The 23,450-nt window shown below is 72.3% G+C and carries 21 protein-coding genes, 5 tRNA genes and 1 riboswitch; of the genes, 13 read left to right on the top strand and 13 right to left on the bottom strand.

Translation table 11 applies throughout. The features are described from left to right. The first annotated feature begins 73 nt into the window (after window positions 1-73). Window positions 74-856: a DsbA family protein gene (locus ACFWEE_RS00180; protein ID WP_386885028.1), complete on the top strand. Its 783-nt coding sequence runs from the start codon at window positions 74-76 to the stop codon at window positions 854-856. Window positions 857-915: 59 nt separating this feature from the next. Here the strand turns inward: ACFWEE_RS00180 and ACFWEE_RS00175 are convergent. The 4 genes from ACFWEE_RS00175 to ACFWEE_RS00160 all read right to left on the bottom strand — a co-directional run bounded on the left by ACFWEE_RS00175 (window position 916) and on the right by ACFWEE_RS00160 (window position 2,899). Next, a tRNA-Phe gene (locus ACFWEE_RS00175) sits at window positions 916-989 on the bottom strand. A gap of 22 nt (window positions 990-1,011) precedes the next feature. Next, window positions 1,012-1,086: transfer RNA gene (locus tag ACFWEE_RS00170), tRNA-Asp, on the bottom strand. Between the two features lie 38 nt (window positions 1,087-1,124). Further along, window positions 1,125-1,197, bottom strand: a tRNA-Glu gene (locus ACFWEE_RS00165). Between the two features lie 91 nt (window positions 1,198-1,288). Beyond that, window positions 1,289-2,899 (bottom strand): metallophosphoesterase, encoded by a 1,611-nt coding sequence (locus tag ACFWEE_RS00160; protein WP_386885026.1) that lies wholly within the window; start codon window positions 2,897-2,899, stop codon window positions 1,289-1,291. Window positions 2,900-3,091: 192 nt separating this feature from the next. Between ACFWEE_RS00160 and ACFWEE_RS00155 the strand changes: the two genes are divergently transcribed. The 6 genes from ACFWEE_RS00155 (at window position 3,092) to ACFWEE_RS00130 (ending at window position 7,901) form a co-directional block, all read left to right on the top strand. After that, a complete protein-coding gene (locus ACFWEE_RS00155) occupies window positions 3,092-3,442 on the top strand; it encodes a metallopeptidase family protein (protein ID WP_327176650.1) in 351 nt (116 codons plus the stop codon). Further along, the gene (locus ACFWEE_RS00150) at window positions 3,439-3,936 is read left to right on the top strand and encodes a CrcB family protein (protein WP_386885025.1); all 498 of its coding nucleotides are present in this window, start codon (window positions 3,439-3,441) and stop codon (window positions 3,934-3,936) included. The genes ACFWEE_RS00155 and ACFWEE_RS00150 overlap by 4 nt, the downstream gene beginning before the upstream one ends. Continuing rightward, entirely contained in the window at window positions 3,933-4,313 is a 381-nt protein-coding gene (locus ACFWEE_RS00145) for a fluoride efflux transporter FluC (protein ID WP_386885024.1), read from the top strand. Before ACFWEE_RS00150 ends, ACFWEE_RS00145 begins: the two co-directional genes overlap by 4 nt. A 102-nt stretch (window positions 4,314-4,415) precedes the next feature. After that, the gene (locus tag ACFWEE_RS00140) at window positions 4,416-4,940 is read left to right on the top strand and encodes a hypothetical protein (protein WP_386885023.1); all 525 of its coding nucleotides are present in this window, start codon (window positions 4,416-4,418) and stop codon (window positions 4,938-4,940) included. Between the two features lie 296 nt (window positions 4,941-5,236). Further along, window positions 5,237-7,471: a DEAD/DEAH box helicase gene (locus ACFWEE_RS00135; protein WP_386885022.1), complete on the top strand. Its 2,235-nt coding sequence runs from the start codon at window positions 5,237-5,239 to the stop codon at window positions 7,469-7,471. A 356-nt stretch (window positions 7,472-7,827) separates the two neighbouring features. Further along, window positions 7,828-7,901 (top strand) — tRNA-Lys (locus tag ACFWEE_RS00130). A gap of 108 nt (window positions 7,902-8,009) precedes the next feature. Here the strand turns inward: ACFWEE_RS00130 and ACFWEE_RS00125 are convergent. Genes ACFWEE_RS00125 through ACFWEE_RS00110 form a run of 4 tightly spaced genes read right to left on the bottom strand, consistent with a single transcriptional unit; the run spans window position 8,010 to window position 11,138 of the window. Then, window positions 8,010-8,795 carry a thioesterase II family protein gene (locus ACFWEE_RS00125; protein ID WP_386885020.1) on the bottom strand — a complete coding sequence of 262 codons (786 nt, stop codon included), beginning with the start codon at window positions 8,793-8,795 and terminating at the stop codon, window positions 8,010-8,012. Between the two features lie 22 nt (window positions 8,796-8,817). Continuing rightward, window positions 8,818-9,234 carry a DUF2000 family protein gene (locus ACFWEE_RS00120; RefSeq protein ID WP_386885019.1) on the bottom strand — a complete coding sequence of 139 codons (417 nt, stop codon included), beginning with the start codon at window positions 9,232-9,234 and terminating at the stop codon, window positions 8,818-8,820. Further along, window positions 9,231-9,845, bottom strand: coding sequence for a hypothetical protein (locus ACFWEE_RS00115; protein ID WP_386885018.1), 615 nt, complete (start codon window positions 9,843-9,845; stop codon window positions 9,231-9,233). Before ACFWEE_RS00115 ends, ACFWEE_RS00120 begins: the two co-directional genes overlap by 4 nt. A 39-nt stretch (window positions 9,846-9,884) precedes the next feature. Continuing rightward, entirely contained in the window at window positions 9,885-11,138 is a 1,254-nt protein-coding gene (locus ACFWEE_RS00110; RefSeq protein WP_386885016.1) for an ATP-grasp domain-containing protein, read from the bottom strand. 188 nt (window positions 11,139-11,326) lie between these two features. On the opposite strand from ACFWEE_RS00110, the gene ACFWEE_RS00105 reads away from it, so the two are divergent. After that, window positions 11,327-12,556, top strand: a complete 1,230-nt coding sequence (locus ACFWEE_RS00105; protein ID WP_386885015.1) for an MDR family MFS transporter — start codon at window positions 11,327-11,329, stop codon at window positions 12,554-12,556. A gap of 201 nt (window positions 12,557-12,757) precedes the next feature. Here ACFWEE_RS00105 and hisC read toward each other — a convergent pair whose 3' ends face one another. The 3 genes from hisC to ACFWEE_RS00090 all read right to left on the bottom strand — a co-directional run bounded on the left by hisC (window position 12,758) and on the right by ACFWEE_RS00090 (window position 15,487). Further along, window positions 12,758-13,852: a histidinol-phosphate transaminase gene (gene hisC, locus ACFWEE_RS00100; RefSeq protein WP_386885013.1), complete on the bottom strand. Its 1,095-nt coding sequence runs from the start codon at window positions 13,850-13,852 to the stop codon at window positions 12,758-12,760. Between the two features lie 182 nt (window positions 13,853-14,034). Next, on the bottom strand, window positions 14,035-14,847 hold the full coding sequence (locus tag ACFWEE_RS00095; RefSeq protein ID WP_386885011.1) for a hypothetical protein: 813 nt from the start codon (window positions 14,845-14,847) through the stop codon (window positions 14,035-14,037). A 265-nt stretch (window positions 14,848-15,112) separates the two neighbouring features. After that, window positions 15,113-15,487, bottom strand: coding sequence for a hypothetical protein (locus ACFWEE_RS00090; protein ID WP_386885010.1), 375 nt, complete (start codon window positions 15,485-15,487; stop codon window positions 15,113-15,115). A gap of 147 nt (window positions 15,488-15,634) precedes the next feature. Between ACFWEE_RS00090 and ACFWEE_RS00085 the strand changes: the two genes are divergently transcribed. Then, complete coding sequence (locus ACFWEE_RS00085; RefSeq protein ID WP_386885008.1) at window positions 15,635-16,396, top strand: GntR family transcriptional regulator; 762 nt, start codon at window positions 15,635-15,637, stop codon at window positions 16,394-16,396. A 104-nt stretch (window positions 16,397-16,500) separates the two neighbouring features. On the opposite strand, the gene ACFWEE_RS00080 is transcribed toward ACFWEE_RS00085, so the two are convergent. Next, window positions 16,501-16,953, bottom strand: coding sequence for a hypothetical protein (locus tag ACFWEE_RS00080; RefSeq protein ID WP_386885007.1), 453 nt, complete (start codon window positions 16,951-16,953; stop codon window positions 16,501-16,503). 431 nt (window positions 16,954-17,384) lie between these two features. Here ACFWEE_RS00080 and ACFWEE_RS00075 point away from each other — a divergent pair. The 4 genes from ACFWEE_RS00075 to ACFWEE_RS00060 all read left to right on the top strand — a co-directional run bounded on the left by ACFWEE_RS00075 (window position 17,385) and on the right by ACFWEE_RS00060 (window position 21,831). Then, window positions 17,385-17,458, top strand: a tRNA-Met gene (locus ACFWEE_RS00075). 524 nt (window positions 17,459-17,982) lie between these two features. After that, window positions 17,983-19,110, top strand: a complete 1,128-nt coding sequence (locus tag ACFWEE_RS00070) for a PP2C family protein-serine/threonine phosphatase (RefSeq protein WP_386885404.1) — start codon at window positions 17,983-17,985, stop codon at window positions 19,108-19,110. 335 nt (window positions 19,111-19,445) lie between these two features. Next, window positions 19,446-19,598, top strand: a riboswitch (cyclic di-AMP (ydaO/yuaA leader). 11 nt (window positions 19,599-19,609) lie between these two features. Further along, complete coding sequence (locus ACFWEE_RS00065; RefSeq protein ID WP_386885006.1) at window positions 19,610-20,665, top strand: M23 family metallopeptidase; 1,056 nt, start codon at window positions 19,610-19,612, stop codon at window positions 20,663-20,665. Between the two features lie 218 nt (window positions 20,666-20,883). Continuing rightward, complete coding sequence (locus ACFWEE_RS00060; RefSeq protein WP_386885004.1) at window positions 20,884-21,831, top strand: aldo/keto reductase; 948 nt, start codon at window positions 20,884-20,886, stop codon at window positions 21,829-21,831. 7 nt (window positions 21,832-21,838) lie between these two features. On the opposite strand, the gene ACFWEE_RS00055 is transcribed toward ACFWEE_RS00060, so the two are convergent. Next, on the bottom strand, window positions 21,839-23,389 hold the full coding sequence (locus tag ACFWEE_RS00055; RefSeq protein ID WP_386885002.1) for a PrsW family intramembrane metalloprotease: 1,551 nt from the start codon (window positions 23,387-23,389) through the stop codon (window positions 21,839-21,841). Between the last annotated feature and the right edge of the window lie 61 nt (window positions 23,390-23,450).

The following is a 23,450-nucleotide window of genomic DNA, read 5'->3' as shown; positions in this document are numbered from 1 at the left end:
TAGAGCCGCAGCCCCGCGCGTGGGTTTCTCCTCCCCGCCGTCCCGCATCCGTACGACGCTCCCGGAGTGCCGCATGCCCCTGCCCCAGAAGAGCCGCCAGAAGAGCCGGTCGAAGAAGCCCCTGCTGTACGGCTCCGTCGTGGTCCTCGCCGCAGCCCTGCTCGGTTACGCCTCCTACCGGGCCACCGACCCCGGCCCGTCCCCCGCCGCGGCCGGCGAGTCGGCCCGGCCCGACGCGGGGGAGTACGAGGAGACCGCGAAGCTCGCCCGCCGCGAACCCGGCGATCCGCTGGCCCTCGGCCGCCCGGACGCGCTCGTCGTCCTCGTCGAGTACGGCGACTTCCAGTGCGGCTACTGCGGCACGTTCGCCCGGGACACCGAGCCGGACCTGATCGACGCCTACGTCGCCGACGGCACCCTGCGCATCGAATGGCGCAACTTCCCGATCTTCGGCGCGGAGTCCGAGGCCGCCGCCCGCGCCGCGTGGGCCGCGGGCCGCCAGAAGCGCTTCTGGGAGTTCCACCGGGCCGCGTACGCCAAGGGGGCCAAGGAGAAGGGGTTCGGCCCCGACCGGCTCACCGCCCTCGCGAAGGAGGCCGGGGTGAAGGATCTCGACAGGTTCCGCGCCGACCTCGACAGCGTCGCGGCCTCGGAGTCGGTGAGCAGGGACCAGGCCGAGGCGTACGGGCTCGGCGCGACCGCCACCCCGTCCTTCCTCGTCAACGGCCGTCCGCTCGCGGGCGCCCAGCCCGACGCGACCTTCACCTCGGCCATCGAGGAGGCCGCCGAGGCGGCTCGTACCGGCAGCGCGGCTCCGGCCGAGAGCGTCACCCCGGTGGGCAATCCGGCCGGGTGACGCCGGACGTCGGCCGAAACGGCGGAAGCCCCATCCGTGGGGATGGGGCTTCCGGGAGGTGGCTGGGGCCGGGATCGAACCGGCGACCTATCGCTTTTCAGGCGATCGCTCGTACCAACTGAGCTACCCAGCCACGCAGTTCCTGAGAACTGCAGCGGTCCTGACGGGATTTGAACCCGCGGCCTCCACCTTGACAGGGTGGCGAGCACTCCAAACTGCTCCACAGGACCAAGCAATGTGCGAGACAAGTCTCGCACACGGTGATGCGTGCCCCCAACGGGATTCGAACCCGTGCTACCGCCTTGAAAGGGCGGCGTCCTGGGCCACTAGACGATGAGGGCTAAAGGCCCGCCGGTTCGCTTTCCAGCGCGTCGGGGACGTGAGAAGCATATGTGATGGCGGAGCCAACGCCAAAACGGTTTCCCGGCCGGGTCACGGAGACGGGCTGGGCGCGCTCCGCGGCCTGTCGGACGAGGTCCGGGGCGAGGCCGGCGACCTGGTCGGCGACGGGGTCGGCGACGTGGTCGCGGCGGGGGAGTTCTCCTCCGGCAGATGGCGGCTCACCTCGGCCGTCGTCAGGCCGAGTCCGCCCAGCGTGATCTCGTCCCAGGCCTGGAGCCGCCGGGTCGCGCGGTCCAGGTAGAGGACCGAGGCGCGCACCTTCTCGGGCTTCTCGTTCTGCACCGCGCGCAGCCCGCCGCCACCGGTGGAGCCCTCCACCTTCAGCCGGGTGCCGAGCGGGAGCACCTCGTTGACCCGGTGGTGGACATGACCGGCGAGCACGAGCGGGACCGCGCCGTCCGTCTCCCGCGCGGCCTGCGGGTCGTGCGTCACCGCGATGTCCACCGGAGTGCCGGCCGAGGTCTGGTCGCGGAGGGCGGAGGCGAGGCGGAGGCCGGCCATCCGTTCCGCCGCCTCGCCGCCCCGGGCCAGCGTCCGGTCGGGGGTGAACTGGGGGTCGCCGGTGCCCGCGATGCGCAGCCCGGCGACGGTGACCGCGCTTCCCCCGTCCAGGACGCGCACGTTCCTGAGGCCCTTCAGGTACTTCTGCGTCTCCTTCGAGTCGTGGTTGCCGCGCACCCAGACGTACGGGGCGCCGAGGTCGCGGATCGGGTCGAGGAAGCCGTTCTCGGTGGTGGTGCCGTGGTCCATGGTGTCGCCGGAGTCGATGATCACGTCGATCCCGTACTGCTCCACGAGCGAGGCGACGATGTGCCAGGACGCCGGGTTGAGGTGGATGTCGGAGACGTGCAGGACCCGCAGGGTGCCCGGGTCCGGCTGGTAGACGGGGAGCGTGGAGGTGGCGTCGTACAGCCGGGAGACGTTGGTGACCAGCCGGGCCAGTTCCTGCTGGTAGACGTCGAACTCGGTGACGATCGAGCGGGCGTCGCCCACCACCGAGGGGGCGCTGGAGAGCAGCCCGGAGAACTTGGGCTCCAGCACCGACTTGGGGTTCCAGGTGGCGTACGCGCCGACGCCCGATCCGGCCAGCAGCACCAGGGCGAGCCCGCCGGCGGCCAGGGCCGGGCGGGGGCGCCGGTAGACGATCAGCCCGAGCGCGGTCGCCCCGGTCAGTACGGCCACCACCGACCGCACCGCCAGCTCCCGGGCGCCGTCCGCGATGTCCCGGGTGACCTCGTCCTGGAGCCCGGAGAAACGTGCGGGCTGCTCCACCAGGCGCTGGGAGCGCTCGGGGTCGAGGCGGTCCACGTCCACGTCGAGGCGGACCGGCGCGACGTGCGAGTCCAGCTCCAGCGCGCCGAGCGGGGAGACGTCCACCCGGGTGCCCCCGGTGAGCGAGGGGCGCAGGGCCATCGTGGTGTCCATGGGGCCGACGGGCGTCTTCACGTCCCCCACCACCAGCAGCCCGAGCCAGGCGCCCAGCACCACCACCGCGAGCATCACGAGCACCCGCACCAGCGGGCGCGGCCGGGCCCCGGCGAGCGCGGGCACCGGCATCGGGGCGGTCCGGGTGCGGTGGCTTCGGCCGCCTCGGGCCGGGCGGGAAGCGGAACGGAACGGACGGAACGGGACGCGCGCCATTGGGCCCGTATGCCCGGTCCCCGCTCCGGACATGCGGCAAGGCCCGTGACGACCCGCGTACGGGGCCGCACCCGGCGGCGGACGGGAGGTCTCGTCGGGGCCCACGGGCACCCACGAGGGCGTACGACGGCTTACGGGGGCGGGTTCCGGCCGGGCGGGTGCGCCGGGGCGGGGGTGCGTGACAATGGCGGGGTGCTGGAGATGACGCGCGAGCAGTTCGAAGAGCTGGTGAGCGAGGCGCTCGACCGGATTCCGCCGGAACTGACGCGGCTGATGGACAACGTCGCGGTGTTCGTCGAGGACGAACCGGACCCCGGCGACCCCGAGTTGCTCGGGCTCTACGAGGGGACCCCGCTCACCGACCGCGGCGAGTGGTACGCGGGCGTCCTGCCGGACCGGATCACCGTCTACCGGGGGCCGACGCTGCGGATGTGCGAGACCCGCGAGGACGTCGTCGCGGAGACGGAGATCACCGTGGTCCACGAGATCGCCCATCACTTCGGCATCGACGACGCGCGGCTGCACGCCCTGGGGTACGCGTGAAGGAGACCGGTGCCCCGCCGCCGGGCGAGCCGGTGCTGCCGGCGCCACCCGCCGTGCCGGGGCCGCGCGAGGCCGCGGTGCTCGGGGTCGTGGCGGCGGGCGGAGCGCTCGGTGCCGCCGCGCGCTACGCGGCCACCCTGGTCTGGCCCACCGGCACGGGTGCCTTCCCGTGGACGGTCTTCGTCGTCAACGTCGCCGGCTGCGCCCTGATCGGCGTCCTGATGGTGCTGACCGCCGAACTGTCCGTGGTCACCCGGCCTCTGGTGCGCCCGTTCCTCGGCGTCGGCGTGCTCGGCGGGTTCACCACCTTCTCCACCTACGCGGCCGACGTCTCGAAGCTGCTCCAGCGGCAGGAGGCCCTGACCGCCATGGCGTACGCCTTCCTCACCCTGGCGGCGGCGCTCGGCGCCGTGTGGACGTCGGCGGTGGTGACCCGGAAGGCGGTGGCACGGGCCCGCGGGGCCCGTGCGGGGCGCATGGGAGGCACGCGGTGAACTGGGTGCTGGTGGTCGTCGGCGGCGCGGTGGGCGCCCCGTTGAGGTATCTGACGGACCGTCTCGTACGGCGGTACCACGGCGCCGGACTTCCGTACGTCTTCCCCTGGGGCACCTTCGCGGCCAACGCGGCGGGCAGCCTGCTGCTCGGGGTGCTGACCGGGGCCGCCGTCTCCGCGCCCGTGTACGCCCTGCTCGGCACGGGGCTCTGCGGGGCGCTGACGACGTACTCGACCTTCTCGTACGAGACGCTGCGGCTGGCCGAGTCCGGGCGGGCCTTCCTCGCGGGGGCGAACGTGGTGGCCTCGGTCCTCATGGGGCTCGGAGCGGTGTTCCTCGGCGCCGAGGTGGCGGGCGGGGCCGGGTTCGGGGGGTGACGCCACCGGCCGCCCATCGGTGGCGCGGCGGGCGTGTCCCCGGCGGGGTCCGGGGAGTTGGGTACACGCACCCGTTCCCGCGTTCCCTCCCGGAGGTGCCCCGTGCGCCCGTTCCCCGTTCCCGTCCGTTGGGCGGTCCTCACCGCGCTGATGCTGGGCGCCTCCCTCGGGTGCGTGAGCGTGGACGCGGAGGAGTCCGGCCCCCGCCCCACGAAGTCCGCCGGGGCGGCCGGGGCCGTCGAGGAACAGGACGGCGGGGTGCCCGGCGGGTCCGGGCGCTCCGGCCCGGGCGCCGGTGGCCGCCACCACACCGACCGGGCCGAGGGCGGGAAGCCGGACCCGAAGGACTCCGGGGACCCCGCCTCGCCCAGTCCCTCGGCGGCGGACCGGGGCCCGGGCCTGCCGACGCCCAGCGGGAGCGGCGCGGTCGTGGTGGTCCCGCCGGGGAGCACGGCGGGACCCGGTGATCCGGTCGTCACGGCCGCGCCCGTCACGCCCGACCCGACGCCGCCGGCCCCCACCGAACCGGCCCCGGGCGGCGACGCGGGCGGGGGTCCGGGGCAGCCCGCGGAGTCGCCGGCCGCGCCGCAGGAGCCGACGCCGCCCGCCGCGTCCCCGGCGGAATGACCGCCCGGCGCGGTGCTGCCGGCGTACGTCATCACCGCAGGTCGGAGGCGCTTTGGCGGAGTGCCGAAGAAGGGCGGTTTGCGCAAGGTGGGGGAGGGTGCGTATGGTAGTAGATCGTTTGATCCCATTGCCCGGCGCCGACACAGAAGAGCGCCGTGTGGCGCGTACTCTCCCTTGCCGTGGCTGGACCGCATTGAGGCGGTCGAAATTGCGAAAACACGGAGTTACGGGCGCGTGCCGAGACTCCGGAAGGTTTCGCATTTCGCATGTCAATTTCCAGTTCTGACCACACCGTCATGTCCGCAGACGCCGACACCGAGCTCGCGCAGACCGCCGAGCTCGCCGCCGAGGCCGTCGTGGCCGAGGCCGCTCCCGTCGCCGTCGAGGTGACCGAGGAGAAGGCCGCCGAGGCCGCCCCCGTCGTCGAGACCGAGTCCGCCGAGACCGTCTCCGCCGAGGACGCCGAGCCGACCCTCACCTTCGCCTCGCTGGGCCTGCCCGAGGGCATCGTCCGCAAGCTGGCGCAGAACGGCGTGACCACCCCCTTCCCGATCCAGGCCGCGACCATCCCGGACGCCCTGGCCGGCAAGGACATCCTGGGCCGCGGCCGTACCGGCTCCGGCAAGACCCTCTCCTTCGGTCTGCCGACCCTGGCCGCGCTGGCCGGCGGGCACACCGAGAAGAAGAAGCCCCGCGCGATCATCCTCACGCCGACCCGTGAGCTCGCGATGCAGGTCGCGGACGCGCTCCAGCCGTACGGCGACGTGCTCGGCCTCAAGATGAAGGTCGTCTGCGGCGGTACGTCCATGGGCAACCAGATCTACGCCCTGGAGCGCGGTGTCGACGTCCTCGTCGCCACCCCGGGCCGTCTGCGCGACATCATCAACCGCGGCGCCTGCTCGCTCGAGAACGTCCAGGTCGCCGTCCTCGACGAGGCCGACCAGATGTCCGACCTGGGCTTCCTGCCCGAGGTCACCGAGCTGCTCGACCAGATCCCCGGCGGCGGCCAGCGGATGCTCTTCTCCGCCACCATGGAGAACGAGATCGGCACCCTGGTCAAGCGCTACCTGACCAACCCGGTCACGCACGAGGTCGACAGCGCCCAGGGCAACGTCTCGACCATGTCGCACCACGTCCTCGTCGTGAAGCCGAAGGACAAGGCGCCGGTCACGGCCGCCATCGCCGCCCGCAAGGGCCGCACGATCATCTTCGTCCGCACCCAGCTGGGCGCCGACCGCATCGCCGAGCAGCTCATCGAGTCCGGCGTGAAGGCCGACGCGCTGCACGGCGGCATGACGCAGGGCGCCCGTACCCGCGTCCTCGAAGACTTCAAGAAGGGCTACGTCAACGCCCTGGTCGCCACCGACGTCGCCGCCCGCGGCATCCACGTCGACGGCATCGACCTGGTGCTGAACGTGGACCCGGCCGGCGACCACAAGGACTACCTGCACCGCTCGGGCCGTACTGCCCGTGCCGGCAAGTCCGGTGTCGTCGTCTCGCTGGCGCTCCCGCACCAGCGTCGCCAGATCTTCCGCCTGATGGAGGACGCGGGCGTCGACGCCTCGCGCCACATCGTCCAGGGCGCGGGCGTCTTCGAGCCCGAGGTCGCCGAGATCACCGGTGCGCGTTCGCTCACCGAGGTCCAGGCCGACTCCGCGAACAACGCCGCCAAGCAGGCCGAGCGCGAGGTCGCCGAGCTGACCAAGCAGCTGGAGCACGTGCAGCGCCGCGCCGGCGAGCTCCGCGAGGAGGCCGACCGCCTGGTGGCCCGTGCCGCGCGCGAGCGGGGCGACGACCCGGAGCAGGCGGTGGCCGAGGCCGTCGCCGAGGCGGAGGCCGCCGTCGAGGCCGCCGTCGCCGTGCCGGAGCAGCCGGTCCGCGAGGAGCAGCGCCGGGACGAGCGGGGCAACTACGAGCGCCGTGACAACCGCGGGGGCGACCGTGGCGGCTACCGCGGCGGCAACGACCGTCGTGACGACCGTCCGTCGGGCGGCTTCCGCTCGGGTGGCGACCGTCGTGACGACCGTGGTGGCCGTTCCTTCGAGCGTCGTGACGACCGTCCGTCGTTCAACCGCGACCGTCGTGACGACCGTCCGTCCGGTGGCTTCCGCTCGGGTGGCGACCGTCGTGACGACCGTGGGGGCGACCGTGGTGGCCGTTCCTTCGAGCGTCGTGACGACCGTCCGTCGTTCAACCGCGACCGTCGTGACGACCGTCCGTCCGGTGGCTTCCGCTCCGGCGGCGACCGTCGTGACGACCGTGGTGGCCGTTCCTTCGAGCGCCGCGACGACCGTCCGTCGTTCAACCGCGACCGTCGTGACGACCGCCCCTCCGGCGGCTTCCGCTCCGGTGGCAGCGACCGTCCGTTCAACCGCGACCGTCGTGACGACCGTCCGTCCGGCGGCTTCCGCTCCGGCGGCACGAGCGACCGCCCGCAGGGCCGTCGTGACGACCACCGCGGCAACACCGGTACGAACACCGGCAGCTTCGGCCGCCGCGACGACAAGCCCCGCTGGAAGCGCAACGGCTGACCGGTCGTCCGGACCGCCGGCCGGCGGCCCCGCGACCTGACGGCCGCTTGAGCCGTCCGATCCGACGCCAGGGCCCGTACACACACCGAGAGGTGGTGTACGGGCCCTGGCGCGTTGACGGAGGCGTACGGAGGGAGGCCCCGGACACGGCGGGGCCGGTGAGGGGCGGGGCCGGCGTGCGTCGCCGGTGTGCTTCGCCCGCACCTCGCGCCCGTGCCCGTACCGCGGTTCACAAGGTCACGATCCGGCTGCCGGGAGGCCTTCCGGCGGCCCGCTTCCCCGCCGCGGCGGCCCATCACGGGATACCGGATCGGCTCGCGGGTCCGGGCGGGCTATGCTCGTGGGTGATCCGGTAGGGGCCGTTAGCTCAATTGGTCAGAGCAGCGGACTTTTAATCCGTTGGTTGTGGGTTCGAGTCCCACACGGCCTACCGAGCGCAGGGCGGGGGGAGAACCCCTCCGATCTGCTGCGCAGCGCCCCGACAGGCTCCGGCCGGTCGGGGCGCTCCGTCGTTTCCGGGAGACGTCCGGAGGCCGGTTCAGCGGGGCGGCAGGTGCTCGGTGGCGTCCGCGACGATCCGGGCGGCGACCTGCTCCCGGTGCGTGTCCAGGTAGAAGTGGCCGCCCGGGAAGACGTGGAAGCGGGCGGGCCGGGCTCCGGTGGCGGGGGCCCAGCCGGTGAGCTCTCCGGGGGAGGCGGCCGGATCGTCGCGGCCCGCGAAGACGGACAGCGGGACGGCCGGTCCGAGGCGGCCCGGCGGTTGCCGGTAGGTGGCCGTCGCGGTGAAGTCCGCCCGGAGCGCGGGGGCGAACATGCTCCACAGCCGGGAATCCGTCAGGAGCTCCGGGGGCGTGCCGCCGAGCGTGATGAGCCGTCGCCGGAGGGCGTCGTCGGTCAAGGGGCCGGGCACCGGCGGCTGGGTGCTGCCCGGTCCGGCGCGGCGGGGCGGCGGACAGGCGGACACACCGAGCCAGGAGGGGGCCACGAGGCCGTTCCCGACGAGTGCGTGGGCCAGTTCGTGGGCGACCAGCGCGCCCATGCTGTGGCCGAAGAAGGCCATGGGCCGGTCGGCCCAGGGCTCGATGGCCTCCTCGAAGAAGGCGACGAGACTTTCGACGGTGTCGAGGGGCGGCGCTCCGAGGAGGGCGCCTCTCCCCGGCGCCTCCATCAGGCAGATCTCCCACTCCGGGGGGAAGAGCGGCACCCAGCTCCGGAAGGCCAGGTGCGAGCCACCGGCGTGGTGGAAGAGGAAGAGGCGCTGCCGTGCCCCCGGCACGGGCCGGGGGCACACCACAGCGTCGCGGGCCGCGGTCAGGTGGGTCACGATCCGTCCGTTCCAGGTCGTCTCAGCCGCGGTACACGCTGAAGCGCTTGGTGAGGGTGCGGACGAGCTCGTGCTCGCCGAGGACGCCGACCGCGCACACGGTGAGCTCGCCGGGCGCGGACCGGGCGATCAAGTCCCGGTACTCCTCGAAGGAGTTGCTGAGCGCCCGGCCCTCGACGGTGAACACCGCGGTGGGCAGGTCCTCGGCGCGGGCGGCCTCCGCGAGGGCTGTCAGGTGGCTGCTGCGGCCGGAGAGCACCATGGTGTTGAAGCGGATGCCCGCGTGCAGTGAGCCCTCCGTGTCCCGTACGTCGTCCGCGTAGACGCGGTCGTCGAGGCGCGCCAGTTGTCCCATGACGATCGCGGAGGCGTTGGCGACGGCTCCCGCGTCGAGCGATTTGTCGACGGCGATGGCGGTGCGCAGGAGTCCGGAGGTCACAGCCGGTCCTTGCGCTCGAAGACGACGAAGCTCATGGGCGTGCCGGCCGACAGCACCTCCAGAGTCCTGAGGCCGTAGTGGTCCGCGCAGAGCTGGTTGGTGATGGCGGCGGCCCGGCCCGGGTTCTCCAGGGCGTCGCGGCACGCGGTGCTGTTGGAGGTGGCCTGGATCGCCCGGTCGGTCCGTCCTTCGACGGACGTTTCGAACAGGACCCTGGTCGCCGGGTGGTAGTAGACGGTGTCGAACCGGCGCAGCGCGGCGTGTTCCTCGGGGGCGGCCAGGACCATGTCCGGGAGCGCGCTGACGAATGCCTCGACGGCGCGCAGACGCGGGTCGAAGAAGAAGGAGCGGATCTCCGGATATGCCCCGGCGACGAGCAGCGCGTCGTGCCGGCCGTCCTTCACCGACTCGGCGGCGAGCTCGAACGAGGGGTACCCGGACAGTCGGCCGGCCCGTCCCTTGGCCGAGGCCCAGCGCATGCCCACGGTGACGCTGCAGGTCAGGCCCGCGGGGTCGTCGGCGAGGGTGGCCGCCGAGCGGTAGCGCGGCGTGTGGACGACCTCGGCGGTGAATGCCTCGGTCTCCTGATAGGTGTCGAACTGGGTGATCAAGAAAGGTCCCCTCCTTCGGCGGCGAAGGGAAGGGGATAATCACTGCGCGATGTCATAGAAACCCATTCCGTCGAGATATCGGATCGTTCCCATGTCGCGGATGACTATCTCTTCCACTTCATGCATGAGATTGATGATCACGGGATATGTCGTGTCGTCCACGGTAGGCACGATCCGGTCCCCTGGCCTGGTCAGCTGCCACAGTTCACGGAAGCTTTCCATCGAGGTAATCCGCTCGATGTCCCGGTACCCCGAGAGTTTGCCTTCGACCGGAGAAATCAAAGCCACCCAGGCGAAATACCGGTCGATCTCGTAGGGCTCGCCCCGGCGGGCGAGGAATCGCCGCGGCCGGAGGTACGCGTCGACGGCCCAGTCGAGCTGGGACTCGCCGGTGGCCAGTTGCGCGTAGTACGGCAGGTCGCCCCCCGACAGCCGGGCTCCGGCCTCGATGAGACAGGGGCCCTGCGGGGTCATCTTGAGTTCGACGTGCGCGGGGCCGTTCCGGATCTCCAGCGCGTCCAGCACGGCGAAGGCGTACTCGACCAGCGCGTCCTGCACCTCGCCGCGGCGCGGCACTATGTAGCAGGCGCCGGACATGTCGGTGACGCCGTTCACCGAGTACCGGGAGCTCCGCCAGATCTCGGCGGCGTGGTGCTGTCCGTCGAGGCTGGCCGTGTTGACGATGTACTCCGTCCCCACCAGGTATTCCTGGGCGAGGACGGCCGTGTTGGTGGCGGCGAAGACGTCGGGGGAGCCCATGAGGCGGCGGAACGCTTCGGCCGATTCCCGCGGGGTGTCGCAGAACGAGACGCCGTCGCCGCCCGCGCTGCGCAGCGGCTTGACGACGATCCGGCCGCCGGTCTCCCGGTGCCAGGCGACCAGTTCGGCCTCGGTCTCGACGCGCAGCTGCCGGGCCGTGCGCAGGCCCGCGGCGCTGACGGCCTCCGTCATCAGGGCCTTGTCCCTGCGGGCCTCGCTGAGGCGGGTGCCGTTGGAGGAGGGGAGCCCGAGGGCCTCGCTGAGGACGTCGGCGAAGGCGACACCGTACTCTCCGCCGGCCACCACCGCGGTCGGCCGGTAGGGGGCCAGTTCCTTCAACGTCCGGTCGAGGTCTCCGTCGTGGACGATGTTCGCCGCGTAATTCTCCAGCGTCGGCCGTGACGACCGGTATACGGCGGGCGGTTCCGGAGCGCTCTGGACGCGCACGCACGGGAATCCGGCCCGGATGAATGCGGGCGCTATGTGGCGGGCGGTCTGGGGAACTCCGTGCGAGGCCGTCTCATAGGTGTCCACGAGAACGACATGCGAATGTCCCCCCGTAGGAGAATTGTTGCTCACTGTTTCCTCCGTCGCATGGTGCGGCGTCGCACATCCTTCATGGCTTGATTACGATCGGTCAACTCGCATCTCAGTATCTGGGCTGCGGACGGCATTAGACAGCTCTCGACATTCCGGCCGTTACCGTGCAAAGATTCCCGCCCATGTGGACCAAGCAGGAGGCCGGTGCCGCAAGGTACTTTTCGGTCATATTCAAGGCGAGATTCGGCGGGCTGCCCAGACCTTTCTGGATTCTCTGGGCGGGCACTCTGGTCAACCGCCTCGGCACGATGGTCATCCCTTTTCTCTCTTTTTATCTCAGTCTCGAACGGGGATTCACCGCCACCGAAGTCGGCGTCGTCCTCGCCGTGCTGGGGGTGGGGAGCGTGCTCTCCCAGCCGATCGGCGGGGTGATCGCGGACCGCTGGGGCCGGCGCGTGGCGCTGACCGGAGGCATGCTGGCCACCGGCGCACTCATGCTGACCTTGGGTTATGCCGAGAGCACCCCGGTCACCGTGGTCGTGGTCTTCCTCCTCGGCGTCACCCTCGACCTGTTCCGGCCCGCGTCCCAGGCGATCGTCGCCGACCTGATCCCGGCCGAGGGACGCCCGAGGGCCTTCGGCATGCTGCTCTGGGCGGTGAACCTGGGCTTCGCCCTCTCCATGGCGCTCGGCGGGGCGCTGGCCAGGGAAGGATTCCTCACCCTGTTCTGGATCGACGCCCTGAGCTGCGCCCTGTTCGGTGCGCTTGTCTGGCGGGGCGTACCGGAACCCTCCGTTCAACAGGTGAAAACCAGCCAGGGCCGGGTCTCCGACGTCCTGCGGGACCGGGTGATGGTCGCCTTCGTCTGCCTGACCCTCCTGTGCGCCTTCGTCTTCGTCCAGGCCCTCACCACGCTGCCGCTCGCCATGGAGCGCAACGGCCTGCCCACGTCCTCGTACGGTCTGGTGATGGCCGTCAACGGCCTGACCGTCGTGGTGCTCCAGCCGCTTCTCGGACACCGGCTCGGGATGCTCGACCGCAACCGCGGGCTGATGCTCGGCATGGTGCTGATGGGCGCGGGCAACGCGGCCACCGCCTGGGTGTCCGGCACGCTCGGGTACGGCATGGCGGTCGCCGTGTGGACGGTGGGCGAGGTCCTGCTGACGTCGATCGGCTCCACGCTCGTCGCCGACCTCGCCCCGGCGCACCTGCGCGGCCGGTACAACGGCCTGTACGGACTCGCCTGGGGACTCGGAACCTTCACCGCGCCCCTCGGCGGCACCCGCCTGCTGGAGGCGGGCGCCCCCGTCCTCTGGTACACCTGCGCCGCGCTGTGCGGTGCCGCGGCCCTCGGACAGTGGGCCCTCGGCGGCCCGGTCCGGCGCCGGGTCCTGGAAGCCGCCGGCGCCTGAACCGGTCCGCCCGCTCACACCCGGCTCGCGGTCCCGCGCCGCCCCGCCTCCCGCAGGGCGGCCTGGTCGAGCTTGCCCGAGGGGGGTGAGCGAGCCGTCGGGCAGGGCGCGGGCGAGGCGGGTGCCGCGCACGTACAGTCGCACGCACCGGCGTGGCCCGCGGCCCGGGCGCCCGCGGTTTCGGCGCGGACGCCCGCGGTGTCAGTCGGCGGTCTCCGTGCGGAAGCGCTCCGCGGCGCGGAGGAAGCGGTCGTTGGCGGCCTGCTCCCCGATGCTGATCCGGACGCCCTCGCCGTCGAAGGCGCGCACCAGGATGCCCTCGTCCTCGCAGACGCGTGTGAACGCGGCCGTGTGCTCATGGGTGGCGAGCCACACGAAGTTGGCGTGCGACGGCGGGACCGTCCACCCCTGGGCGGTCAGCGCGGCGGTCACCCGGTCCCGCTCGGACACGAGCGCGGCCACCCGTTCCAGCATCGGCCCGACCGACTCCAGGGAGGCGACGGCCGCGTCCTGGGCGAACTGGGTCACACCGAACGGAACGGCCGTCTTCCGCAGCACCTCCGTGACGGGTTCGTGCGCCACGGCGAAGCCGATCCGCAGGCCCGCGAGCCCGAACGCCTTCGAGAAGGTGCGCAGCACACAGACGTTGGGCCGGTTCCGGTACATCTCGATGCCGTCGGGATAGTCGTCGTCCCGGACGAACTCGATGTACGCCTCGTCCAGGACCACCAGCACGTCGGAGGGGACCCGGTCCAGGAACCGTTCCAACTCCGCCCGGCGGACGATGGTTCCGGTGGGGTTGTTGGGATTGCAGACGAAGACGAGCCTGGTGCGCGGGGTGATCGCCGCGGCCATCGCGTCGAGGTCGTGCACGGCCCGCGCGGTGAGCGGGACCCGGACGGAGTCCGCGCCCACGATCTGGGTGAGCACCGGGTACGCCTCGAACGACCGCCAGGCGAAGAGGACTTCGTCCCCGGGCTGGGCCGTCGCCTGGAGCAGCTGCTGGGTGACCCCCACCGAGCCGGTGCCGGTCGCGATGTGGGTCTCCGGCACGTCGAGGTATTTGGCGAGCTGCCGGACGAGGTCCCCGCACGCCGCGTCGGGGTAGCGGTTGATGCCGGCCGAGGCCGCTACCGCCCGTTCCACCACGCCGGGGAGCGGCGGGAACGGGTTCTCGTTGGAGGAGAGTTTGTAGGTGCGCTCGTGCTTCTGACCGGAGGAACTCACCGAGCGGCCCGGCCGGTAGGCGGGTATGAGTTCGAGATCCGGCCTCGTTCTGGGTTCCCGCTCGCCCACTTGGACGTCCTCCTCGATCCACGACTGCGATGAGCGGCCATGATCCGTTATTCTTCCGACCCGCTCAAGGTCCCGGCGCCGGCCGGCACGGTGTTCCCTGCCGTTCCTCCCGTCCGCCGGCCCGCGCGGTGTTCCCTGCCGCCGCCGTCCGCCACCGGTGGCCGGGCGGGCGCGCCGGTCCGTCAGCCGAGCATGCCCATCTCGTCGCTCCCGACCTCCACTTCGGCGTGCGGGACCGTGACCTCGACGGGACGTCCCAGGTCGGTGAAGGTCAAGGTGCTGACGGACGACCCGGCGGTCCCCATCTGGAGGGTCATCCGTATCCGGACCGCCCGTCCCTGCCTGTCCACCCACACGTCGACGGGCACGAAGATCTCGCCGTCCAGCAGGTCGCGCAGCTTCTCCGCGGTCTCCAGCGGCTCCTTCGCCATCCTCAGTGTCAGCGCCGCGTAGGGGAGTCGGCCGCGGTAGTGGGTGGCCGGAGCGGAACCCACCTTCTCCGTGCCGGACATGTCGAAGTCCGTTGCCATGGCTGCCTGTTCGAGCGTGTACTCCGGGTCGTTCGCGGGCGACCGCAGCATGTGCTGGGCCTCGATGGCGGACCGGTCGACGGCCGTCCATTCCAGCGTCTCCGCCCCCGCGGAGCCCCGCATGTAGACCTTCTCGTCGGTGAAGACCTCTTCGAACCGGGCCACCGAACCCACGCTGACGTCCGTGGTGCCCCGGTGGTGGGTGAAGTCGTACGTGCCCGCGCCGGAGAGGGTGTACGTCGCTTCCCCTCCCGTGCCCAACTCCGTGCGGTGCGCGGTGTGTGCCGTCGTGCGGCGGGTCGCGTCGACGGCGGCCAGGACGGTTCGTGTGGGATCGGCGCTCGCGCTCGGCGAGGGGGACCGGCTCTCCGCCGCGCGCGTCCCGTCCGTCGGCGTGGACGTACCGCATCCTCCCGCGAGCAGGGCGGCGCAGGCGAAGGTGAGGAAGAGGGCGCGGCGAGGCAAGACGGACTCCGGATGACGTGGAGCGGTGGTGTGCGACCCGATGCGGCACCCCTACCGCTCCGGCCAGCCTATGTATCTGTGTGAGCGCTGTGCGCGAGCGCCTTCCTGATGCGGTGGCCTCGGCTGCGGGCCGGGGGCCGGCAATCCGGGGAGCCGGGTGGGTGGGCGTAGGCGTCGGGGCGGGCGCCCGAGGCCGAGTGGCCCTGCGCCGTGATCACGGCAGGACCCGTGATGGCCCGGTCGCAGTCGACGCAGATGCGGGGGATCACTGGCGGGCCGCCCGCCACGCGCGGCTCAGCCGGGCGGCGATCTCGCACTCGGCCCGGTCCGAGCGGCAGGCCGCGCACTCGGAGGTGTGCGTGATCAGGGTGCGGTACTCCGCGTCTCCGGGGGCGGGGTTCCCGGCCGGTTCTGGCATGTCGGATCTCCTTGGTCTCGGAGCGGGGTGGTCGATCTCGGCCCACACCCGGGCGATGCCGTCGGCGCCGGCCTCGTGGCCGAAGCGGTCGCCGTGCGCCAGCGTCATGAGGATCGTGCTGTGGATGGCGCTGCTCAGCGGGGAGGGGAGGGCGGCGTCGACCCGGAACGCGCCGGGCGTCTCGGTCACCTGCGGCTCGGCGCCGGTCGCGGCGGCGAGCATGCCCGCAAGGGCAACAACGCGCGGCGGCACGGAGGGCATGGCTCTCCCCTGGATGAGGTCATCACGTTTCGTGATGCTGAATATTCAGCTTCGACCTGATGGGTTAGCTTTGTCAATGTCCGACTTCCACGGCTGGGAGCTGTGCATATGCCTCGCGACACCCCTTACCTTCAGGTGGCCGACGCCCTCCGTGACCGCATTCGGTCGGGCGAATGGGCCGTGGGCGACAAGCTGCCCAGCCGTGCCCGGATCGCCAAGGAGTACGAGGTCGGCGCATCCGTCGCGCAGCGTGCCATGGAGCGGCTCACCATCGAGGGCATCCTCGAAGGCCGCGCCGGGTCCGGCACGTACGTCCGCCGGCCGCGTGAGCGCGGGCGCATGATCCGTACCAAGAGCCCCGAACGCCACAGTCCCTCGTTCTTCCGTGCCGTTCTCAACGCCCAGGACCACGAGGGGACATGGGAGTCGCGCTCCGCCGCCCGCACGCCCGCGCCCGAGCGCATCGCGGAGCGGCTGGGCATCGAGCCCGGTGACCTCTGCGTCGTCACGGACTACGAGTTCCTCATGGAGGGGCTGCCCGTTCAGCTCTCCCGGAGCTGGGAACCGATGGCGATCACCGGGGACACCCCGGTCGTGCTTCCCGAGATGGGCCCGCACGCCGGGATCGGTGTGGTCGAACGGATGCGGTCGATCGGCGTCCGCGTCGTACGCGCCGTCGAGATCCCGCGTCCGGCCCGCGCCAATCAGGAGCAGGCAAACCTCCTCGGCATCAGCATCGGCGGTCTGATCACCGAGTTGGAGCGCACCTTCTACGACAGTGACGGCCGCCCGGTCGAGACCGCGGACATCGTGGTGCCGGACGTGCGGTGGGAGATCGCGTACGAGATCGCCGTCGAGCAGCGCGAGTAGGGGCTGTCCGTGCGGGCCCGGACGTGACGCCGCCCCCGCCGGGCCGTATGGCCGGGCGGGGGCGGCGTGCTTCGTGCTCCAGGGTGCTTCGTGCTCCAGGGTGGTCAGGCGACGGTCGGGGCCTTGGCCTCGGCCGACCCGGTCGTGGTCGCCCCGGTGGTGACTGCCTCGGTGGTGACCGGTTCGGTGGTGACTGCCTCGGCGGCAGCTGTCGGTCTCGCCGCACCGGCCGCCACGTCGGCCGTCACGTCGGCCGTCACGTCGGCCCGCGCGGCGGCTTCGGCCGCCGCCGCCCGGGCCGCCGACGCCGCCTTGCCCTGGTGGATCATCAGGCCGATGAAGCCCGCCAGGAAGCCGCTGATCAGACCGGATATCGCGTTGTTCAGTGCGTTGGTGCCCTCGCCGTCCGGCATGCCGATGAGGAAGTAGACCACCACCGCGCTCATCACGGCACCGGCGAGACCGCCGATGATCGCGCTCGCCGCCGAGGTGCGCACCCGGGCCCCGAGCGATGTGTCCGAGGGGGCGGAAGGGGCGGGAGTGGCAGAGGTGGTCATGGCGGAGTCCTCCAGGAGGGGCTGCGATGCGGGACCGGGGGCGCGGCCGGTGCCGGGGCAGGGCGAAACCGCCGCCTCGGGGGTACGCGTCCTCACGGGCAGCCCGCCGGTTCTGGGGGATGCAGCCATATCCTTGGCCAGAAGAGCACGCGTGGCAACTACCTGCCGTAAAAGCGTCGTTGAGCCATGAACTGCCACGCTTTGGGCCCAACTGGGGTGCTCTGTGGCCGCGATGGTGTGGCGCTCATGCGCCTGCGGGAGGAACGCACCCTGACCGGCGGGTGATTGCCGGTCCTCCGTGTTCCTTCCGGGTCCCGGTGCGTTCCTGTCGGCGCGCGTGCCGAGGAGGCGGTGCGGGCCGGCTTCCCGGACGGCCGTACGCCGGGGTGGTCAAGAGTCCGTTCAGGATGGCGTAGAGTTGTGTTCACCGACGCGGGGTGGAGCAGCTCGGTAGCTCGCTGGGCTCATAACCCAGAGGTCGCAGGTTCAAATCCTGTCCCCGCTACTGAAGGCCCGGGCCCGGCACGCACAGCGTGCCGGGCCCGAGTCGTTTCCGTGTGTGCGTGCGCGGCTCGTCGCCCGCTCGCACCCGGGTGCGGGCGTGGAAGCGATCCGGGTGTGGTCCCCGTGTGCGGTCGTGGACGCGGTCCCCGGGCGTAACGATCTGCCGGACCGGGCATGAACTGGTCCATCCAGGAAATGTCTCGCACGCCTGCGCGGTCCGTGCCGTCCGGCCGAACGTGTGGACGTGCGCCCGGACGTCCGGGGCAGCCGCTCCGCCGCTTCCGTGCGCGGCGCCGGGGTCGCCGTGCGCGGAACTCGTCGCCTCGCCGGTCCTGACCACCCGGCGTACACCGGCGCTGGGGGGCGCTCGAAAGGGAGTCGTGCGCTCCCCCCTATGGACGACGAGGGGTCGCCGCGCGGCGCGGTTCGGGCCAGCCTGGGCAGGGCGCGGTAGGTTCCGCAGCCGTGGCGGGACAGGGCAGGAGAAGCGCAGAGGTGGGGAAACCGCTGTACGAGCATGGCTGGATGGCCGGGGGTGTGGGCGCCCGGCGTTTCGTGCGGATGCTGCCTGCCCTGCTCATCGCCGGCGGACTCGTCTTCGACATCGCCTCACCGCCCCGCTTCACGGCGGTGCCCCTGTTCGTCGCCGCCCCCCTGATCGCCGCGCCGTTCGCCTCCCGGGCCGGAACCATCCGGATCGGTGTCGCCTCGCTCGCCGCCGTCATCGCGATGCGGGTGTACGTGGGCACCATCGGGCAGATCGTCCCCGTCATCGAGACGCTCACCGTCTTCACCGCGGCCGTGCTCGCGCTCGTCATCAACGGGGTCGTACGGCGCGGCAACGAGCAGCTCGCCTCGGCCCGGATCATCGCGGAGACGGCCATGCGCGCGGTGCTGCCCGTCCCCGCCGACCGGGTCGGCGGGCTCCATGTCGCCGCGCGCTACGAGGCGGCGCAGGCGGACGAGTACGTCGGCGGCGACCTCTTCGCCGTCGCGGACACCCCGTACGGCGTACGCCTCGTGCTCGGTGACGTACGCGGCAAGGGGCTCGACGCGGTCGAGGCGGTGGCGGTGATCATCGGCGCCTTCCGGGAGGCCGCCGAGCAGGAGGAGACGCTGGAGGGGGTGGCGCAGCGGCTGGAACGTGCCCTGGCCAGGGACGCCGCGCGGCGCGGCGGGCTGGACCCGGTGGAGGGGTTCGTCACCGCGGTGCTCGCCGAGGTCCCGGAGGGCTCGGCGACCTTGCGGATCGTCAACCGGGGGCACCCCGAGCCCCTGCTGCTCCATGCCGGAGGGGCGCTGGACGTGCTGCGGCCGAGCATGCCCGCGCTGCCCCTCGGCATGGCGCTGGGCGCCTGGCCGGACCGGGTGGACGAGTGGGAACTCCCGCCGGGCGCGACGCTGTTGACCTACACGGACGGGCTTTCCGAGGCGCGCGACCGGGCGGGTGTGTTCTACGACCCGGCGGAGCGGCTGCGCGGGCGGATCTTCCCCGGCCCCGACGAGCTGCTGACGGCGCTCACCGACGACGTCCGGCTGCACACCGGTGGCCGCTCGACGGACGACCTGGCGCTGCTGGCGGTCGCCCGGCCGGCGGAGGACCAGCCGGAGCGCCGGACCACCGTGCCGATCGTGGGCCGCGGGAACGGCTGACGCGGGCCCGCCGGCCGTCGCCCCGGGGCTTCCCCGAGCCGGCCCGTGGTTCTCCCGACCCCTCCCGTGGTTTTCCCGGGGTGCGCCCCGGCCCGTCGGGCGGACGCGGCGACGGTCCGTAGCAGAGCGGTGCCGCTCGATAACATATGACACACCGTCAGAAAAGCGGGGGCGCTCCGGCTGTCCGTAAGTCGCCCTGATGAGTGGTGATATGCCCTGGTAAATCCCGCCCCGAAGTGGGAATGATCAAGGGGAACAGCTTGGAATCGGAGCCGTCTGTCTATTAACGTTCGATAACGCAGCGCGGTCGTCCCAGCCGTCGTCAGAGACGGCGCCGTGCGCGAGCGCCGAATTCCGCAAGGGAACCGGGGAACCACTTCTTGGGGTGAATCGGACACCTGTGTCTCCTCGGAGACGTCAGGCGCCCGTAGGAGACCTTCCTGCTCCGAACCCGTCAGCTAACCCGGTAGGCGAGAAGGAAGGAAAGGAGTGCGCCTCCGTGGCGTCCAACCAGCCTGCCCCCGAAGCCCCGTCACCTTCTGCCACGCTCGACGGTTTCGGTTCCCCCGGCGACTCCGACAAGGCGTGGGAGGAATGGAACCCCACCGAGGATTCCCTCCGCCCCGTACGCGGCCGGCACCGTGTGGCCAAGCAGCGCGGTCTCGCGCGTAGTTCCACCGTCCTCGGGGTCGGCGTCATCGCGGCTGTCGGTGCGGGCGGCATGGCCACCGCGCAGAGCAAGCCGCCGGTCTCCATCTCTCTTCCCGATTCGCTCGCGGACAACCTTCCGGATGCCAAGTCCGTCCCCGGGCTGGGCGCTCTGATCACCGCGGTCGAGTCCGACGACACCCCCGAGCCGGTGGTGTCGGCCGCGCCGTTCACCACGGCCGGGCTCACCACGGCCGAGACCGAGCAGGGTGCCACCGACGCGGGTGAGGCCCTGCGCGCCCGCATCCTCCAGCAGGCCGAGCAGCAGCGGTCCGCCGCCGACGCGGACGCGAAGGCGGCCGAGGAAGCGGCGGCAGCCACCAAGGCCGCCACCGAGGCGAAGAAGCAGCAGGGCGAGGCGGAGGCGAAGGCCGCCGCGGAGAAGAAGGCGGCCGAGGAGGCCGCGGCGAAGAAGGCCGAGGCCGAGAGGCTCGCCAAGCTCGCCGCCAGTTACGCGCTCCCCACCTCCTCGTACACGATCACCTCCACCTTCGGCGAGGCCGGCACGATGTGGGCCTCCGGGCAGCACACCGGGCTCGACTTCGCCGCGCCGACCGGCACCCCGGTCAAGGCCGTGCACGGCGGAACGGTCAAGTCCGCGGGCTGGTCGGGCTCGTACGGGTACCGCACGGTCCTGGAGCTCGACGACGGTACGGAGATCTGGTACTGCCACCAGTCCTCCATGGACGTGGTCGTCGGCCAGCAGGTCAGCACCGGCGACACCATCGGCCGCGTCGGAGCCACCGGCAACGTCACCGGCCCGCACCTCCACCTCGAAGTCCACACCCCGGACGGCACCGGCATCGACCCGATGGCCTGGCTGACCGACAAGGGCCTCGCGGTCTGACGCTCCGCGTCCCCGAGCCCACCGAACCCCGGCAGCCCTGCCGCTCTTCCCCCCCCCAGGACGTCAGGGCTGCCGGTTCTCCCTCCCCCCGGAGCACGGACGCCGCGTACCCGCGAGGAGCGCGCCTCCGGCGGGGCCGGCCACGATCGGAGCCGTACCGGGATCACGAGCGGAGCTGTACCGGAATACGGGCCTCCGTCCGGTCCGTTGAACCGTTCATGACTTCATCTCTCCGCAAGCTCGGCACGGCCGGTGCCGAGGTCTTCCCCCTCGCCCTCGGCGGCAACGTCTTCGGCTGGACCGCCGACGAGGCGCAGTCCTTCGCGGTCCTCGACGCCTACACCGCGGCCGGCGGCAACTTCGTCGACACCGCCGACGCGTACTCGGCCTGGGCCCCCGGCAATCAGGGCGGCGAGTCCGAGACGCTCATCGGCGCGTGGCTCAAGTCCCGCGGCAACCGCGCGGACGTCGTCGTCGCCACCAAGGCCGGTGCCCACCCCGAGTACCGGGGGCTCGCACCCGCCACCGTCAGGCGCGCGGTGGAGGAGTCGCTGCGGCGCCTCGACACCGACTACATCGACCTCTACTACACGCACTACGACGACGAGAGCGTCCCGGTGGAGGAGATCGTCACCACCCTCGACCAGCTGGTGAAGGAGGGCAAGGTCCGCGAGATCGGCGCCTCCAACATCAGCCCCGAGCGCCTGCGCGCCTCCCTCGCGTTCTCCGAGCGCGAGGGACTGGCCCGTTACGTCGCCCTCCAGCCGCACTACAACCTGGTCTCCCGCGCCACCTACGAGGGTCCCGCGCAGGACCTCGCCGCCGAGACCGGTCTCGGCGCGGTCCCGTACTCCGCGCTGGCATCCGGCTTCCTCACCGGCAAGTACCGCCCCGGTACCCGGGTGGAGAGCGCCCGCGCCGAGAAGGCCGGCGCGCACCTGGACTCCGAGCGGGGGCGGAAGGTGCTGAGCGCGCTCGACGCCGTCGCCGAGGCGCACGGGGCCGAGATCGCCACCGTCGCGCTGGCCTGGCTCGCGTCCCGCCCCACGGTCGTGGCACCGATCGCCTCGGCGCGCACGCCCGAACAGCTCCCCGCGCTGCTCGCGGTCGCCGACCTCGCGCTGACCGACGAGGAACTGGACCGGCTCACCGAAGCCTCCGCCTGAGCACGCCTTACTGCGGCGGATGCAGATAGGGGTTGTGCCCGCCGTACTGCCGGTGCGGAGGCGGCTGTTCGTTGGCCGGGGCCGGGGCCGGGGCCGGGGCGGGGGCGGGGGCCGGGGGCGCGTACCCCCGGGCCGCGTGGGCCCCGTGCGCCGCGTGGGCTCCGTGCGCCCGGTGTCCCGCGTGCGCACCATGTGCGCCATGCGCCGTGTGGGCTCCGGCGCCGTACGGGACGGGCACCGGGCGGTGGACGGCGGGGCGGAACACGCTGCGGGCCGCCTGGCTCAGCGCGGGGGCGGCGACCTCGCGGCGCTCCCACAGGTGGTGCAGCAACTCCTGTTCGCGCGCCGCGAAGTCGGCGCCCACCGCACCGCGCCGGGCGTCCCGCCGCAGCGCGGCCAGCGAGGTCGCGAACGACTCGTACTCCGCGACGGCACGGGCCGCCGCCCGGCCCCTGGCCCGGTCCGACGCCCCGTGCCAGTGCCGCGCCAGGTCGCGCGCCATGCCCCGGGCACGCATCGAGCCCAGCGCGAGCGGCTCGGCCGGAGTGAGCCAGCCGGCCACCGCGTACGCCGGGAACTCGGCGGTGAGCGTCCGCAGTTCCCGTCTGCGCGACCAGATCGCCAGCCAGGTCAGCAGCCCGAACACGGGCATCATGAAGACGCCGTAGACCAGGTAGAAGCCGTACGGACGCCAGGTCGCCGAACCGTTCCACAGGGCGTGCATGCCCATCGCCAGCAGCAGCCCCAGCACCGGCAGCGCGATCCGGCCGGCCCTGCGGAGCCGCCCGGCGGCGGCCAGGCCGAAGCCGATGCCCGTGAGTGTGGTGAACACCGGGTGCGCGAAGGGCGACAGGACGATCCGCACGAAGAAGGTGCCGACCGTCACCGAGGCGATTCCCACCGTCCCCAGCTGCCGGTCCTCGCCGAAGGCACTGCCGAGATAGAGGATGTTCTCGCTGAACGCGAACCCGGTCGCGGTGAAGCCCGCCGCCACGATCCCGTCGACGACCCCGCTGAACTCCCTTCTGCGGAACAGGAAGAGCATCAGCACGGCGGCGCCCTTGGCGCTCTCCTCGACGATCGGCGCGACGACCGTGGCGCCCAGGGTGTCGGCGCCCGAGGGGTCCGCCGAGAGGTTCGCTATCAGGTACGTCGCGTAGGAGTTCGCGACGATCGCGACCAGCGCCGCCGCGCACGAACCCCAGGCGAAGGCGAACAGCAGATTCCGCCACGGCGCCGGTTCGACCCGGTCCAGCCAGCGGAACGCCGTCATCAGGAGCGGCACCGGCAGCACCGCGAGCCCGAGACCGACGAGGAACCCCTCGGTGCCGGTCTCCCTGCGCACGAGCGCCAGGATGAGCAGCCCGCAGATGGCCAGCGTGACGATCACCGCGCCCGCGCGGAAGGCCCTGCTGCGCCACACCATCCCGACGCGGCGCGGGCGGTACCGCCAGTGGGCACGCTCCGGGACGGCGCCCAGAATCTCGCCGATCCGCTGCTCCTCGAGCACGGGCACGGCGGGCTGGGACTGCTGGTGCTGCTCTGACCCGGCGGACATGTCCCGACCCTAACGAGCGGGACCGACAGACGACCAGGAGGTCCCGCCCGGCCCGGGGCGA

This window comes from Streptomyces sp. NPDC060184 (assembly GCF_042728795.1).
Classification (GTDB): domain Bacteria; phylum Actinomycetota; class Actinomycetes; order Streptomycetales; family Streptomycetaceae; genus Streptomyces.
The sequence above is the reverse complement of the archived record's forward strand: the minus strand, read 5'-3'. Positions and strand labels throughout refer to the sequence as shown.